The sequence below is a fragment of the Nocardioides sp. SRI_004 genome (assembly GCF_057586415.1).
Map to the genome: position 1 here is coordinate 1 of NZ_JBYCZV010000010.1, position 15,430 is coordinate 15,430.

Genomic DNA, 15,430 nt, shown 5'->3' on the forward strand with positions numbered 1-15,430 from the left:
GAGCCGGCGTGGGTGCCGGAGCCGGTGCAGGAGCCGGAGCAGGGGCAGGGGCCGGAGCAGGGGCCGGAGCAGGGGCGGGCGCCGGCGCCGGGACGGGCGAGAGCACCGGCGTCGGCGCAGGAGCGGGAGCCGGGGCGGGAGCGGGGGTCGGCGCGGGGGTCGGCGCGGGGGTCGACGCCGGGTGCTGGACCGGCGGGACGGGCATCAGGCGCAGGGCGGTGAGGTTGACGATCTGCTGCGGCCGGTCGTCGGTCTCCTCCGGCGCCACCGGGACCGGACGGATGTCGACGACGACCGCGTCGCCGATCCGGTCGTGCAGGCCACGGCGCTGCCGGCTCGGGTCGGCGGCGGCCGTCCACGCGAGGGTCGCCAGGCCGAGGCCGAGGGTGGGGATGCCGGCGATGCCGAGGACGACGTACCGGCCGAGCGCGGCGAGGACCCCGATCGGCCGCCCGGTCTCACGGCGCACGACCCGCAGCCCGACGGCGGCCTTGCCGGGGGTGACGCCGGTCGTCCCGACCAGGACGGCCAGCACGATGCCGAGCACCAGGTCGGCGCCGACGGCGCTGACCAGCGCCACCGGGATGGAGGTGTCGAGCAGTGCCCACACGGCGAAGCCGACAGCGCCGGACAGGCCCCAGGCGACCACACGGTCCAGCACGAACGCCGAGAAGCGGCGGTCGAGCACGGCCGGCGGGAACATCACCGGCTCCGTGGTGGGCGGGGGGACGAGAGACATGGGCAGCGCTCCGAGTAGCGGCCGCCGGCCGGTCAGGGCCGGGTGACCTGGATGGTGATCCCGTCACCGAGGTTGATGATCGCGCCCGGGATCAGCTGGACGGCGATCCCCGGCTTGAGGTCCTCGGGACCGAGGCCGGGCTGGACCAGGACGGTGCCATTGGTCGAGCCCATGTCGGTGACGACGGCGGTGCCGTGGTCGGCACCCGTGCCGGGGCGGACCTCGACGTGCGTCGACGAGATCTCGTGGAGCCGGCTGGGGACGGTGACGAGCATCGGCTGCTCGGTCGAGGTGAAGCGGCGCGCCTCCGGGGCGCGGCCGATCAGCACCGCGCGATCGACCACGACCGTCTGGCCGTCGGAGATGAGCAGCTTCGCCACCGGCTGGGTGACCGCGGGCGCCGGCGGCTGGCCGGGGATCCCGGGCTGCGGGGGCGAGGGCACGTCCGGCCCCACGCCGGTGACGGTCTGGCCGTCGTGGTCCGGGTCGAAGGGAGCCGGCGCGGGAGGCGGCGGCGGCGTGCCTCCGACGGGCTCCCACGAGCCGATGCCCAGCGGCGGCGCGTCGACGGGGGCGTCGACCGACGGCGGCGGAGGCGGCACCCAGCCGACGGGGGCGACCTCGGTCTCGCCACCCATCGGCGGCAGCGGCGGCGACGGGACGGCGGGGGTGTCCGGCTCGGCGAGCGGGTCCGCGGACGCCGCCTCCCCGGCGGGCTCCTCGACGGGCTCCTCGACGGGCTCCTCGGCGGGCTCCTCGGCACCGCCCGTGGACGGCGTCGGCGAGGAGTCCCAAGGAGTGACCCAGCCGTCGGGTGCCGGGGCACCGGGGGGCGGAGGCAGCGGGTCGCTCAACGGGTCGGGGACCACGTCCATGACCTCGGTGGCAGGGCCCTCGTCCAGCGGCGACGGCTCGTCCTCGACCATCGCGTCGGCCTCCGCCATGGCGGCCTCGGCCATCACCTCGGGCTCGGCGGGTGCAGGCTCGTCGTCGACCGCCACGTCGTCGACCACGGCGTCCTCGACGGGCTCGTCGGTGGACTCGTCGGTGGGCGCCTCGACCATCGCGTCGGCCGGCGCCGGCTTCCCGAGGTCGAGCACCGGCGCCGCCTCGGGCTCGGCCTCGGCCCCAGCAGCGGCGTCGTCCGGTCCGTCGACGGCCGGTGCGGCGGCATGCGCCCCACCCGACACGGGTACGACGGCGGGCCGGTCGACCTGCCCGATCCGCACCAGCCCGGTGGCGATGGGGAAGTCGGCCTCGCCGCGTCCGGCCTCCTCGTCCGCGGGGACGCTGACCGACAGGGCCAGGACGCCGTCGACGCTCCGCTCGACCCAGGTGTGGCTGGCGGCGCCGTCGAGCGTGACCTCCTCGTCGGCGGTCGCCAGCGTCGCGGTCACGCCTTGGCCGCGGAGCAGGACCCGGGTCGGGCCGTCGTCGTCGCTCACCAGCACGAAGCCGGGGATCCGGCTCAGGCCGGAGGCGAGCAGGCCGTCGAGCACCTCGTCGAAGCCGGCTCCGCCGTCGACGAGCGCCCACAGCGCGACGACCTGGTCCTTCTGGGACGCGGGCAGCAGCACGGTCGCGTTGGCACCGAACACGGCGAACCAGTCACCGGTGCGGTAGGACCAGGCGCCGGTCGCGCCGGTTGCGGTCTCGCTCATGGGAGGGCTCCCAACTTCTGCTCCAGGCTCAGCCGCTGCGCGTCGGCGTCGTACGGCTCTGTGTGCACCAATCCCACCACATCGACCACGACGGCCGTTGCGTTGTCGTGACCACCGGCCTCGACGGCGGCCGCGACGACCTGCTCGGCGGCGTCGCGGGGGTCCTCGCAGGAGCCGAGGATGGAGCTGATCCGCTGGTCGTCGAGCATGCCGCTGACGCCGTCGGAGCAGAGCAGCAGCCGTTCGGCCGCGGCGAGCGGCAGGAGGAAGTAGTCGGCCTCCCCGCTCACCCCACCGGGCAGCGCCGATCCCCCCAGCGCGCGGGTGATCACGTTGCGGCTCGGGTGGACGGCCGCGGCCGCCTCGGTGATCTGGCCGGTGTCGACGAGCTCCTGGACCAGGCTGTGGTCGACGCTGACCTGCTCGAGCTCGCCGTCGTTGAAGCGGTAGGCGCGCGAGTCGCCGACGTTGGCGAGCAGCCAGACGGGGCCGGAGGACGAGTCGACGAGCAGGGCGATGACGGCGGTCGTGCCCGCGGAGAAGTTGGCGTCGGCACCGCTCGCGCGCTGCTCGGCGTCGAAGGCGAGGATCCGGTCCTGGACGGCCTGCAGGGTGGCGGCGACGGCCTCGGCGCCGCGCTCGGCGTCGTACCCGTCGCTGGCGAGGCGGGCGAACTCCTCGACGACGATCGCGCTCGCGACGTCGCCGCGGTCGTGCCCGCCCATGCCGTCGGCGACGACGAACACGGGTGGGTCGGCGAGGTAGGCGTCCTCGTTGGCCTGGCGGACCCGACCGACGTCGGTGGCCGCGCCGTGGTGGAGCTCGACGTGCTGCACTTCGGAGCGTCGTGCGGTGCTCATCCGGGGAAGGCCCCCGTGCGTGTCGGCCATGTCGGTAGTTTGGCCCTCGTGGGAGCAGGTCGGAGCGGGTACCGGTCGTTGGCCGACCAGCTGCGGTCGTGGCCCGACGAGCGGCTCGTCCGCCTGCTCACGGATCGTCCGGACCTGGCCACCCCTGCCCCTCACGACTTCGGTCAACTCGCCTCGCGCGCCGGGGTGAGGAACTCGATCGCACGCGCGCTCGACGGCCTCACCCGAGGCGAGCTTTCGGTGCTTGATGCCCTCGTCGTCGCCGGCCAAACCACCGAATCGGAACTCGTGGAGCTCGTCGACGCGGACCACGGCTTCGTCGTCGCGACGGTACGACGCCTGGTGGATCTCGCGCTCGCCTGGGAGTCACCCGAGGGCCTGCGCCCGCTGAGCGTCGTCGCCGACAGCTTGGTCGGTGGCGCGGACGCCGGAGTGAGCGGGCTGCGCCCCCGGTCGGCCCAGCCGCGACCGGCCGGCGAGCTGCTCGCGGTGATCGAGGCCCTGCCCCCGCAGGCCCGTGCGCTGCTCGACCACGTGGTCGCCGGAGGCAGCACGGCGAAGTCGGGGTCGGCGCGGATCGGGCTGCGCCCCGAGGACGCCGAGACGCCCGCCGAGCTGCTGATCGCGCACCGTCTGCTGGTGCCCGCGGGATCCCTGCAGCCCGGGCTGCTGGCGGTGCCCGGCGAGGTCGGCCTCGCCCTGCGGGGCGGCCGGACGACCACCTCCCCCGTGGACGTCCCTCCGGCCGTCGCGGGTGAGCCACGCTCGCCGCGCCTCGCGGGGAGTGCGGCCGTGGGTGCGGCCACCGACGTCGTACGACGGACGGCGATGCTGCTCGAGTGGTGGAGCACCCGACCGGCGGCGGCCCTGCGCACCACCGGCCTAGGAGTCCGCGAGCTTCGGGCGACCGCGGCCCACCTCCAGGTCCCCGAGCGTGACGCCGCCCTCGTCGTCGAGGTCGCCGCCGAGGCGGGCCTCGTCGGCACCCGGGCCGACGCCGACGGCAACCCGGTGTGGGTGCCGAGCGACGAGTTCGACCGGTGGCGCGACCTGCCACCCGCCGAGCAGTGGACGGTGCTGGCGCGGGCCTGGCTGGCCAGTCCGCGGCTGCCGTCGCTCGTCGGCGAGCGCGGGCCCGACCAGAAGCCGTGGAACGCGCTGACCCCCGAGCTCGCGGCGTCCGGGATGCCCGAGGCGAAGCAGATGGTGCTGGCGGCGCTGGCCGCGCTGCCGGACGGCGAGGGCCTGTCGGCCGGGACCGGGCTGCCGTCGCTGGTGGCCCGGATCGCGTGGGAGCGCCCGCGCCGGCCGCGGACCCGCCCCGACCTGGTCGCGTGGGCGGTGGCCGAGGCGGCCGTGCTCGGAGTGACCGGTGCCGACGTGCTGTCGCCCTACGGACGCGCCCTCGTCGACGGCGAGGACCCCGCCCCCGTGCTCGCGGCGCTGCTCCCCTCCCCCGTGGACCACGTGCTCCTCCAGGCCGACCTGACCGCGATCGCGCCCGGACCGCTCCAGCCCGACCTCGCCCGGCGGCTGCAGCAGGTCGCCGACGTCGAGTCGCACGGCGGCGCCACCGTCTACCGGTTCACCGCCGACTCGGTGCGGCGGACGCTCGACGCGGGCTGGACCGCCGCCGAGGTGCACGCCTTCCTCCTGGCCGCCTCGCGCACGCCGGTCCCGCAGCCGCTGACCTACCTGGTCGACGACGTCGCCCGCAGCTTCGGCCGGCTGCGGGTGGGCGCTGCGACCGCGTTCATCCGGTCCGAGGACGAGGTGGCGCTGGCCGAGCTCGTCAACCACCCGAAGGCCGGCGGGCTCGGCCTGCAGCGGCTCGCCCCGACCGTCCTCATCTCCTCGCTGCCGCTCGACCTGCTGCTCCCCCGGCTCCGCGAGATCGGCGCCGCCCCGGTCGTCGAGGGCCCCGACGGGATGGTGCGGGTCGGCACCGCCGAGGGCCTGCGCGCGCGTACGCCGCGCACCCGGGAGAGTGCCGACGCCGGACGGGCCGCCGCACGACAGGCGGCCCACGTCGCCTCCGCCGTGCGCAGCGTGCGCGAGGGCGACGAGGAGGCGCGCTCGCGACCCGCGTCGGCCTCCGCGCCCGGCGGGGGCGTGCTCTCGGCGCTGCGGGACGCGATCGAGCGGCGCGGCGTCGTACTGATCGGGTTCACGGACAACCAGGGCGTGGTGTCCGAGCGGTCCGTGCAGCCGCTCGCCGTCGACGGTGGCCAGCTGACGGCGCGCGACTCCGACGCGGCGGCCGACGACCCTGACGCCGAGCGTCGGTATGCGGTGCACCGGATCACCAGGGTCGTGCCGCTGGGGGCCGACTCGCCGGCCACGTAGACTCGTGCGGTGACAGACGGACCCCTGATCGTGCAGTCGGACAAGTCGCTGCTGCTGGAGGTCGACCACGAGCAGGCGGCCGAGTGCCGCAAGGCGATCGCCCCGTTCGCGGAGCTCGAGCGCTCGCCCGAGCACATCCACACCTACCGGCTGACCCCGCTCGGGCTGTGGAACGCCCGCGCGGCCGGGCACGACGCCGAGCAGGTGATCGACACGCTGCTGACCTGGTCGCGCTACCCGGTCCCCCACGCGCTGCTGGTCGACGTGGCCGAGACGATGTCGCGCTACGGCCGGCTGCGGCTGGAGAAGCACCCGACCCACGGCCTCGTCCTCGCGTCCAACGACCGGCCGGTGCTGGAGGAGGTGCTGCGGTCGAAGAAGGTCGCCGGCATGCTCGGCAACCGGATCGACGACCTGCCCGACGACGAGCAGGGCGTCGCCGTCCACCCCTCCGAGCGCGGCAACCTCAAGCAGGCCCTGCTCAAGCTCGGGTGGCCGGCCGAGGACTACGCCGGGTACGTCGACGGCGAGGCCCACCCGATCGCGCTGGCCGAGGACGGCTGGTCGCTGCGCGCCTACCAGGCCGAGGCGGCGGAGTCCTTCTGGCACGGCGGCTCCGGCGTCGTCGTCCTGCCCTGCGGCGCGGGCAAGACCATCGTCGGTGCCGCGGCGATGGCCGAGGCCGGCGCCACCACGCTGATCCTGGTGACCAACACCGTGAGCGCCCGCCAGTGGAAGGACGAGCTGGTCCGCCGTACCTCCCTCACGCCGGACGAGATCGGCGAGTACTCCGGCACCGTCAAGGAGGTCCGGCCGGTCACCATCGCGACCTACCAGGTCGTGACCACGAAGCGGAAGGGCGTCTACCCGCACCTCGAGCTGTTCGACGCCCGCGACTGGGGCCTCATCGTGTACGACGAGGTGCACCTCCTGCCGGCGCCGATCTTCCGGATGACGGCGGACCTGCAGGCCCGCCGCCGCCTGGGGCTCACCGCGACGCTGGTGCGCGAGGACGGCCGCGAGGGCGACGTCTTCTCGCTCATCGGCCCCAAGCGGTACGACGCCCCTTGGAAGGACATCGAGGCGCAGGGCTGGATCGCGCCCGCGGACTGCATCGAGGTCCGGATCTCGCTGCCCGACGCCTCGCGGATGGCCTACGCGACCTCCGACCCGGAGGAGCGCTACCGGCTCGCCGCCTGCACGCCGGAGAAGGTGAAGGTCGTGCGCGACCTCGTCGACCGGCACCGCGGCCAGCCGACTCTCGTGATCGGGCAGTACCTCGAGCAGCTCTCCGAGCTGAGCGAGGCCCTGGACGCCCCGGTGATCACCGGTCAGACGCCGGTCAAGGAGCGCCAGCGCCTCTTCGACGGGTTCCGCTCCGGCGAGATCGGCCTGCTGGTGGTCTCGAAGGTCGCGAACTTCTCCATCGACCTGCCCTCCGCCGAGGTGGCCATCCAGGTGTCCGGGTCGTTCGGCTCACGCCAGGAGGAGGCGCAGCGGCTCGGCCGCCTGCTCCGCCCCGGCGAGCCGGGGCCGGACGGCGAGCGGAAGGTGGCGCACTTCTACACGATCGTGTCGCGCGACACCGTGGACGCGGAGTTCGCGCAGAACCGGCAGCGGTTCCTCGCGGAGCAGGGCTATGCCTACCGGATCGTCGACGCCCAGGACCTCACCGGCGCCTGAGCGCGGACGCGCAACTACCGGATTCGTCGCGGACCGGGCGGTCCGACGACAAATCCGGTAGTTGAACCGCGACCAGATCAGGCCGCGGCCGTCCCCTCCTGCGCGACCACCAGCGCGCGCTCGAGGATCTCGGTGACCGCACCGACCGGGGTCACGGTCAGCGCCTCCAGGATCTCGGCCGGGACGTCGTCCAGGTCGGGCCGGTTGCGCTCGGGGATGAACACCTCGGCGACACCGGCGCGCTGGGCGGCGAGCAGCTTCTGCTTCACCCCACCGATCGGGAGCACCCGCCCGGACAGCGTGACCTCACCGGTCATCGCGATGTCGGAGCGCACCGGGCGCCCGGTCAGCAGCGACACCAGGGCGGTCACCATCGTGACGCCCGCCGACGGCCCGTCCTTGGGTACGGCGCCCGCCGGGAAGTGCACGTGCAGCGACTGCTCGAAGGCGCTGGCCGGGATGCCCAGCTCCGCGGCGTGCGAGCGCACCCACGAGAGCGCGATCCGGGCCGACTCCTTCATCACGTCACCGAGCTGGCCCGTCACGGTCAGGTCCGCCTTGCCCTCGGAGGCCGACGTCTCGACGTACAGGACGTCACCGCCCATGCCGGTCACGGCCAGGCCGGTCGCGACGCCGGGGACCGACGTGCGCTCCTCGACGTCGGGGGTGAACCGCGGCCGCCCGATCAGGTCCTTGAGCTCACCGACCCCGATGTCGACGCGGTCGACCTCTCCGGACGCCAGCCGGGCCGTGGCCTTGCGGAACGCCTTGGCGAGCAGCCGCTCGACCTGCCGCACGCCCGCCTCGCGGGTGTAGTTGGCGGCGATCTCGCGCAGCGCCTCGTCGGAGATGGTCACCTCGTCGGCGCCCAGCGCGGCCCGCTCCAGCTGGCGCGGGACCAGGAAGTCGCGGGCGATCGCGACCTTGTCCTCCTCGGTGTAGCCGTCGATCGAGACCAGCTCCATGCGGTCGAGCAGCGCGGCCGGGATCGAGCCGATGTCGTTGGCCGTCGCGATGAAGAGCACGTCGGACAGGTCGAGGTCGAGCTCGAGGTAGTGGTCGCGGAAGGTGTGGTTCTGTGCGGGGTCGAGGACCTCGAGCAGCGCCGCCGCCGGATCGCCGCGGTAGTCGGAGCCGACCTTGTCGACCTCGTCGAGCAGCACGACCGGGTTCATCGAGCCGGCCTCCTTGATGGCCCGCACGACGCGGCCGGGCAGCGCGCCGACGTACGTCCGGCGGTGGCCGCGGATCTCCGCCTCGTCGCGGACACCGCCGAGGGCGACGCGCACGAACTTGCGACCGAGGGCACGGGCGACGGACTCGCCGAGCGAGGTCTTGCCGACACCCGGAGGGCCCGCCAGCAGCACGACGGCGCCGGAGCCACGTCCGCCGACGAGCTCCAAGCCGCGCTCGGCGCGACGCGCGCGCACGGCGAGGTACTCGGTGATCCGGTCCTTCACCTCGTCGAGGCCGTGGTGGTCGGCGTCGAGGACGGCGCGGGCCGCGACGACGTCGGTGTCGTCCTCGGTCGTGACATTCCACGGCAGGTCGAGGACGGTGTCGAGCCAGGTGCGGATCCAGCCGGCCTCGGGGTTCTGGTCGCTGGCGCGCTCCAGCTTGTCGACCTCGCGCAGCAGCGCCTCGCGGACGTCGTCCGGGACGTCCGCAGCCTCGACCCGGGCGCGGTAGTCGTCGCCACCCTCGGGGTCGCCCTCGCCGAGCTCCTTGCGGATCGCGGCGAGCTGCTGGCGCAGCAGGAACTCGCGCTGGTTCCTCTCCAGCGACTCCCGCACGTCGGCGTCGATCTTGTCGCTGACCTCGGACTCCGCGACGTGGTCGCGGGTCCACTCGACCAGCAGCCGCAGCCGCTCCCGGACCTCCGGGGTCTCGAGCAGCTGGCGCTTGCGGTCGTCGGAGAGGTACGGCGCGTAGCCGGCCGTGTCGGCCAGCGCGGCAGGGTCCTCGATGCGGGTGACCTGGTCGGCGACCTGCCACGCCTCGCGGCGCTGGAGCAGGCCGACGACGAGCTTGCGGTAGTCCTCGGCCAGGATGCGCACCTCGTCGTCGACGACGTCGTGCTCGACCGGCTCGACCTCGACCCACAGGGCCGCGCCGGGACCGGTCACGCCACTGCCGATGCGGGCTCGGTCGCCGGCCTTGAGGACGGCCGCGGGCTCGCCACCGGCGAAGCGGCCCACCTTCTCGACGGTGGCCACGACGCCGTACGACGCGTAGCGGTCCTCGAGCCGGGGAGCGACGAGGACCTTGGCCTGCTCACCCGACTCGCGGGCAGCGAGCTGGGCGGCGTCGATGGCGGCTCGGGCGGGCTCGTCGAGCTCGACCCGCACCACCATCCCGGGAAGCACCACCACGTCGGAGAGGAAGAGCACAGGGAGGTTGATCGGGTTCGTCATGAACCTTCCAATGCGTTCCGGGTTTGTGGTGTTCCGGCGTTCGCGGCTGGCGAACGCGGGAACTTCCCCGGGGGTGGGGTCACTCGGCGGCTCGCGGGAGTTTCACCGGCCGGCCGGTGTTTCTCCCGCGCTTGGACGACGAAACTCACGCTTGGACGATGAAGTTTCGTCGTCCAAGCGTGAGTTTCTCCGGCCGGCCGGTGAAACTCCCAGAGGAGCGCCCGCCGCTCAGCCGGCGCGCACCACCAGCGGCACCTCGAGCCGCTCCCGCAGCTCCTCCACCGAGATCCCCCACGTGGCGGTCACGACGACCGACTCACCGCCGACCTCGAAGATGCCGTGGTCGGTGTAGACCCGGCTGACGCAGCCGACGCCGGTGAGGGGGTAGGTGCACGCCGGCACCAGTTTGGGTGAGCCGTCCTTGCCGAAGAGGCCCATCATCACGAGGACGTCCTTGGCGCCGATGGCCAGGTCCATCGCGCCGCCCACGGCCGGGATCGCGTCGGCGCGACCGGTGTGCCAGTTGGCGAGGTCGCCGTTGCCCGCGACCTGGTAGGCGCCGAGGACGCAGACGTCGAGGTGGCCGCCGCGCATCATGGCGAAGGAGTCGGCGTGGTGGAAGTACGACGCCCCCGGGAGCTCGGTGACGGGGACCTTGCCCGCGTTGGTGAGATCGGCGTCGACGTCGTCGCCGTGGGCGGCCGGGCCCATGCCGAGCATGCCGTTCTCGGTGTGGAGCACGACACCGAGCTCGGGCGGGAGGTGGTCGGCGATCTTCGTCGGCTGGCCGATGCCGAGGTTGACGAAGGAGCCCTCGGGGATGTCGCGGGCGATCACCTCGGCGAGCTCGTCCATGGAGAGCGGTCCACGGTCGAGGTGCTCGACGGTCGTCGTACCGGAGGCGAGAGAAGTCATCAGCGGGCTCCTTGCACGGTGTAGTGGCGGGCCTCGACCGCGACGACGCGGTCGACGTAGATGGAGGGGGTGACGACGGCCTCGGGGTCCAGCGACCCCGTCGGCACGATCTGGCTGACCTGGGCGATCGTGGTCGCCGCCGCCGTCGCCATCACCGGGCCGAAGTTGCGCGCGGTCTTGCGGTAGACGAGGTTGCCCATCCCGTCGGCGGCGTGCGCGGAGATGAGGGCGTAGTCGCCCTTGATCGGGTACTCCAGCAGGTAGGTGCGACCGTCGATCTCCCGCACCTCCTTGCCCTCGGCGAGCGGCGTGCCGACCGCGGTCGGGCAGTAGAAGGCGCCGATGCCGGCGCCGGCCGCGCGCATCCGCTCGGCGAGGTTGCCCTGCGGGACGACCTCGAGCTCGAGCTTGCCGGCGAGGTAGAGCTCGTCGAACACGTACGAGTCGACCTGGCGCGGGAAGGAGCAGATCACCTTGCGCACGCGCCCGGCCTTGAGCAGCGCGGCCAGGCCGACCTCGCCGTTGCCGGCGTTGTTGGCGACCACGGTGAGGTCCTTGGCACCCTGGCGGATCAGCGCGTCGATCAGGTCGAAGGGCATGCCGGCGAGGCCGAAGCCGCCCACCAGGACGGTGGAGCCGTCCTCGATGCCGGCGACCGCGGCGTCCGCCGTCTCCATCAGCTGGGTTCGCGACATGTCAGTGATCCTCCCTGGAGGCCCGTCGGGAGCGCCCCGTGCTCCGGGTGCGTGCATGGCAAGGCGGCGGCGCGAAGGCATGCCGGGCTGCACGTCGAGCGCTGCCAACGCAGCCAGGTGCGTGCCCGGCGTGTGGGGCGCGCGGTGGGGTTCCAGAGGGGATCACTTGGCCTCCTCGTTCTCCAGGACGACGGCCAGGCCCTGGCCGACGCCGATGCAGATGCCGGCGACGCCCCAGCGCTGGCCGGTCTCGCGAAGCACCTTGGCGAGCGTGCCGATCAGGCGACCGCCCGACGCGCCCAGCGGGTGCCCGATCGCGATGGCGCCGCCCTTTTGGTTGACGATCTCCGGGTCGATCGGCCAGGCGTCGACGCAGGCCAGCGACTGCACCGCGAACGCCTCGTTGAGCTCGACGGCGCCCACGTCGGACCAGTCGATGCCGGCGCGCTTCAGCGCCGCGTTCGCGGCCTCCACCGGCGCGTAGCCGAACGCCTGCGGCTCCAGCGCGTACGCCGCCCGGCCGGCCACCCGCGCGAGCGGCGTCGTACCGATCCTGTCGACAGCGGACTCCGCCCCGAGCAGGACGGCCGATGCGCCGTCGCTCAGCGGGGAGGCGTTGCCGGCCGTGATCGTGCCGTCCTTGCGGAAGACCGGCTTGAGGCCGGCGAGCGCCTCGGGGGTGCTGCCGGCGCGGATGCCCTCGTCGCGGACCAGGTCGGTGCCCTCGACGGGGACCACGAGGTCGTCGTAGAAGCCGTCGGCCCAGGCCTGCTCGGCGAGCTGGTGCGAGCGCGCGGCGAAGGCGTCCTGGCGCTCACGGGAGATGCCGAAGCGCTCCTGCAGCTGCTCGTTGGCCTCGCCGAGGCTGACCGTCCACTCCTTCGGCATCGCCGGGTTGACCAGCCGCCAGCCGAGCGCGGTCGAGACCGCGGTGACGTCGCCGATCGGGAAGGCACGGTCCGGCTTCGGCAGCACCCACGGGGCCCGGGTCATCGACTCCACCCCGCCGGTGAGCACGATGTCGGCGTCGCCGGTCTCGATCGCGCGGGCACCGCCGATGAGCGACTCCAGGCTCGAGCCGCAGAGGCGGTTGACGGTGACGGCCGGGACGCTGACCGGCACGCCCGCGAGGAGGGCGGCCATCCGGCCCACGTTGCGGTTGTCCTCGCCGGCGCCGTTGGCGTTGCCCCAGACGATGTCGCCGATCGAGGCGGGGTCGAGGTCCGGGGTCCGGGCGAGGACCGATGACACCACGGCGGCTCCGAGGTCGTCGGTCCGGACGCCGGAGAGCCCGCCGTTGAACCGGCCGAACGGGGTACGGACCGCTGCGTACACGTAGGAGCTGCTCATGGCATCGACGGTAGGTCGACCACTTGATATTGTGAAGTATCAATATCTGACCCATTTGAGTCGAGTTGAGATATGGATCTGCTGCGCCATCTGCGCTACTTCGTGACCGTCGCCGAGGAGCGGCACTTCGGCCGCGCCGCGGAGCGGCTGCACATGGCCCAACCGCCCCTCTCCCAGCAGATCCGCCGCCTCGAGGCCGAGCTCGGCGTCGAGCTCCTCGTGCGCACGACCCGCCGGGTCGACCTCACTGCGGCCGGTGCCGCCTACCTGGAGCGCGCCCGGGCGATCCTGGCGTCCGTCGACGGTGCCGCCGACGAGGCCCGCCGCGTCGCCGCCGGCGCGGTCGGCCACGTGGCGATCGGCTGCGTCGGCTCGGCGACCTACAGCCTCCTGCCCGCACTCTCCCGGCGCCTGGCCGACGAGCTGCCGGGCGTCGAGTTCTCGTTCCGCGGCGAGATGCTCGTCGCCGACCAGCTCGACGCCCTGCGCGAGGGGACCATCGACCTCGCCCTCCTCCGGCCGCCGGTCGCCGACGGCTCCCTCACCGTGACCTCGCTGCGCAAGGAGCGGCTCGTGGTCGCCGTACCCTCCGGGCACCCGCTGGCCGCCCGGCACCGGGTGCGGGTCGCCGACCTGGCCCGTACCGACCTGATCGTGCACTCCGCCGGCCGCCGATCCGCGATGTACGACGTCGTGCGGCGGCTCTTCGCGGATGCCGGCGAGGCCCCGCGGATCCGGCACGAGGTCGGCGAGACCTCGACGCTGGTCACCCTCGTCGCGGGCGGCCTGGGCGTGGCCGTCGTACCGGAGCCGGTGAGCGCACTCGCCCTGGCCGGCGTCGCCTACGTGCCGCTCGTCCGTCCCGCCGCGAGCGTCGAGCTCGCGGTCGCGCACCGCACCGACCGCTCCGAGCCGCACCTGCTGCGCACGCTCGAGGTGCTGGGCGAGCTGGTCGGCGACTGACTCACGCCGTGGCCGCGGCGATCACCGCGGTGAGCCGCCGGTGCAGCTCGAGCAGCTCGTCGACGGGCATCCCGAGGCGCTCGACGATGGCCGGCGGGATGGCCTCGGCGTCGTCGCGCAGCGCGCGCCCCTTCTCGGTGAGTACGACGGCGAGCGCCCGCTCGTCACGGGGATCGCGCTCCCGTCGCAGGTAGCCGGCCGCCTCCAGCCGCTTCAGCAGCGGGGACAGCGTGCCGGGGTCGAGCTCGAGCAGGCGGGCCAGGTCGGCGACGCGCAGCGGCTCCTCCTCCCAGAGCGCGAGCATCACGAGGTACTGCGGGTGGGTCAGCCCCATCGGCTCCAGCAGCGGCCGGTAGAGCGCGATCACGCTGCGCGAGGCGATGGCCAGCGCGAAGCAGACCTGCTGGTCGAGGGCGAGCGGGTTCTCGATCCCCTCGAGGGCGTCGGACTTCGGCATGTTGTCAGCGTACCAATGATTGGTGTAAAAATTGTTAGTACACCAACTAATTGGAGGAGCACCATGGCCCGCACCGATGTCCTCGTCGACGGCGACTGGCTCGAGGAGCGCCTCGGCGCACCGGGCGTCGTCGTGATCGAGGTCGACGAGAACACCGCCGCCCACGCGACCAACCACATCCCCGGCTCGACGAGCCTCGACTGGTCCACCGACCTGCGCGAGGTGCCGCGACGCGACGTCGTCGGCCAGGCCCGCTTCGCCGCGCTGCTCGGCCGCCACGGCGTGACCAACGACGACACCGTCGTGCTCTACGGCGGCGACAACAACTGGTTCGCGGCGTACGCGTACTGGGTGTTCAAGCTCTACGGCCACACCGACGTCCGGCTGCTCGACGGCGGCCGGAAGAAGTGGGAGCTCGAGGGCAGGCCCCTCGACAACCTGGTCACCCATCGCCCCGAGACGACCTACACCGCGGGCCCCGCGGACCCCGCGCTGCGCGCCTTCCGCGACGACGTCGTCGCCGGCATCGGCGTCCGCCAGGTCGTCGACGTGCGCTCCCCCGCCGAGTTCTCCGGCGAGATCCTCGCACCGGCCCACTTCCCCCAGGAGCAGCCGCAGGTCCCCGGCCACGTCCCGACCGCGGTCAACGTCCCCTGGTCCCAGGCCGCGGCCGAGGACGGCAGCTTCCGCAGCGACGACGAGCTGCGCGCCCTGTACGGCGCCGCCGGGCTCAGCCTCGACGACAGCCCGGTCACGGTCTACTGCCGCGTGGGCGAGCGCAGCGCCCACACCTGGTTCGTGCTGCACGAGCTGCTCGACCTGCCCGACGTGCGCAACTACGACGGGTCCTGGGTGGAGTACGGCTCGCTCGTCGGCGTCCCGGTCGAGGTCTGAGCCGTGACCGCCGAGGCCGCTCCGCGTCGCCGACGCCACCTGATGGACCCGGCCAACCCGGTCCGGCCGGTCGACGACCGGTCCCTGACCCACGTGCAGCGCTGGGTGACGTCCACGCTGGCGGTGCTGACCATCGCGCACCTGGCGGCCGGCCTGGTGCTCGCCGCGCTCGAGACACCCACGTCGGCCACGGCCGCGCGGATCGGCCTCACCGTCATCGCGGGGGCGTTCGGCGTCCTCGCGGTGACGGCCGGGCTGGCCATCCACCGCCGGAGGGTGCTGAGCCCCTGGCTGCTGCTCGGCCTGCTGCCCACGGTCGTCGGGCTGTGGCTGGCCTTCGCATGACGCGAGCCCGGTCCGGGGTAACAGGAAACTTACGGACCGGGTAGCACCCCGCATTCCGGGCGAAACCAATCCGAAACACCCTGCCGGTGGACTTCTGGG

The 15,430-nt window shown here is 73.6% G+C and carries 13 protein-coding genes; 5 read left to right on the forward strand and 8 right to left on the reverse strand.

The window, feature by feature from the left end; translation table 11 throughout:
* The 3 genes from AC2YHB_RS14730 to AC2YHB_RS14740 form a co-directional block, all read right to left on the reverse strand.
* On the reverse strand, window positions 1–739 hold a 739-nt coding region (locus AC2YHB_RS14730), incomplete at its 3' end, for an RDD family protein (protein ID WP_487354209.1).
* 32 nt (window positions 740–771) lie between these two features.
* Window positions 772–2,400, reverse strand: coding sequence for an FHA domain-containing protein (locus AC2YHB_RS14735; protein WP_487354210.1), 1,629 nt, complete (start codon window positions 2,398–2,400; stop codon window positions 772–774).
* On the reverse strand, window positions 2,397–3,290 hold the full coding sequence (locus AC2YHB_RS14740) for a PP2C family protein-serine/threonine phosphatase (protein WP_242530332.1): 894 nt from the start codon (window positions 3,288–3,290) through the stop codon (window positions 2,397–2,399). Before AC2YHB_RS14740 ends, AC2YHB_RS14735 begins: the two co-directional genes overlap by 4 nt.
* 267 nt (window positions 3,291–3,557) lie before the next feature.
* On the opposite strand from AC2YHB_RS14740, the gene AC2YHB_RS14745 reads away from it, so the two are divergent.
* Window positions 3,558–5,615, forward strand: a complete 2,058-nt coding sequence (locus AC2YHB_RS14745) for a helicase-associated domain-containing protein (protein WP_308645483.1) — start codon at window positions 3,558–3,560, stop codon at window positions 5,613–5,615.
* 9 nt (window positions 5,616–5,624) lie between these two features.
* The gene (locus tag AC2YHB_RS14750) at window positions 5,625–7,298 is read left to right on the forward strand and encodes a DNA repair helicase XPB (protein WP_207006712.1); all 1,674 of its coding nucleotides are present in this window, start codon (window positions 5,625–5,627) and stop codon (window positions 7,296–7,298) included.
* Between the two features lie 77 nt (window positions 7,299–7,375).
* Here the strand turns inward: AC2YHB_RS14750 and lon are convergent, their stop codons facing one another.
* The 4 genes from lon to AC2YHB_RS14770 all read right to left on the reverse strand — a co-directional run bounded on the left by lon (window position 7,376) and on the right by AC2YHB_RS14770 (window position 12,672).
* Window positions 7,376–9,712: an endopeptidase La gene (gene lon / locus AC2YHB_RS14755; RefSeq protein WP_487354211.1), complete on the reverse strand. Its 2,337-nt coding sequence runs from the start codon at window positions 9,710–9,712 to the stop codon at window positions 7,376–7,378.
* A 228-nt stretch (window positions 9,713–9,940) separates the two neighbouring features.
* A complete protein-coding gene (locus AC2YHB_RS14760) occupies window positions 9,941–10,627 on the reverse strand; it encodes a 3-oxoacid CoA-transferase subunit B (protein WP_179647983.1) in 687 nt (228 codons plus the stop codon).
* On the reverse strand, window positions 10,627–11,322 hold the full coding sequence (locus tag AC2YHB_RS14765) for a 3-oxoacid CoA-transferase subunit A (RefSeq protein WP_207006714.1): 696 nt from the start codon (window positions 11,320–11,322) through the stop codon (window positions 10,627–10,629). Before AC2YHB_RS14765 ends, AC2YHB_RS14760 begins: the two co-directional genes overlap by 1 nt.
* A gap of 162 nt (window positions 11,323–11,484) precedes the next feature.
* The gene (locus tag AC2YHB_RS14770; protein WP_487354212.1) at window positions 11,485–12,672 is read right to left on the reverse strand and encodes a thiolase family protein; all 1,188 of its coding nucleotides are present in this window, start codon (window positions 12,670–12,672) and stop codon (window positions 11,485–11,487) included.
* Window positions 12,673–12,744: 72 nt separating this feature from the next.
* On the opposite strand from AC2YHB_RS14770, the gene AC2YHB_RS14775 reads away from it, so the two are divergent.
* Window positions 12,745–13,635: a LysR family transcriptional regulator gene (locus AC2YHB_RS14775; RefSeq protein ID WP_036551082.1), complete on the forward strand. Its 891-nt coding sequence runs from the start codon at window positions 12,745–12,747 to the stop codon at window positions 13,633–13,635.
* A 1-nt stretch (window position 13,636) separates the two neighbouring features.
* Here the strand turns inward: AC2YHB_RS14775 and AC2YHB_RS14780 are convergent, their stop codons facing one another.
* The gene (locus tag AC2YHB_RS14780; RefSeq protein ID WP_036551079.1) at window positions 13,637–14,092 is read right to left on the reverse strand and encodes a MarR family transcriptional regulator; all 456 of its coding nucleotides are present in this window, start codon (window positions 14,090–14,092) and stop codon (window positions 13,637–13,639) included.
* Window positions 14,093–14,155: 63 nt separating this feature from the next.
* Here AC2YHB_RS14780 and AC2YHB_RS14785 point away from each other — a divergent pair, with 63 nt between their 5' ends.
* Window positions 14,156–14,986, forward strand: coding sequence for a sulfurtransferase (locus AC2YHB_RS14785; protein WP_179647986.1), 831 nt, complete (start codon window positions 14,156–14,158; stop codon window positions 14,984–14,986).
* Between the two features lie 3 nt (window positions 14,987–14,989).
* On the forward strand, window positions 14,990–15,331 hold the full coding sequence (locus tag AC2YHB_RS14790; RefSeq protein WP_242530334.1) for a hypothetical protein: 342 nt from the start codon (window positions 14,990–14,992) through the stop codon (window positions 15,329–15,331).
* Window positions 15,332–15,430: the final 99 nt, after the last annotated feature.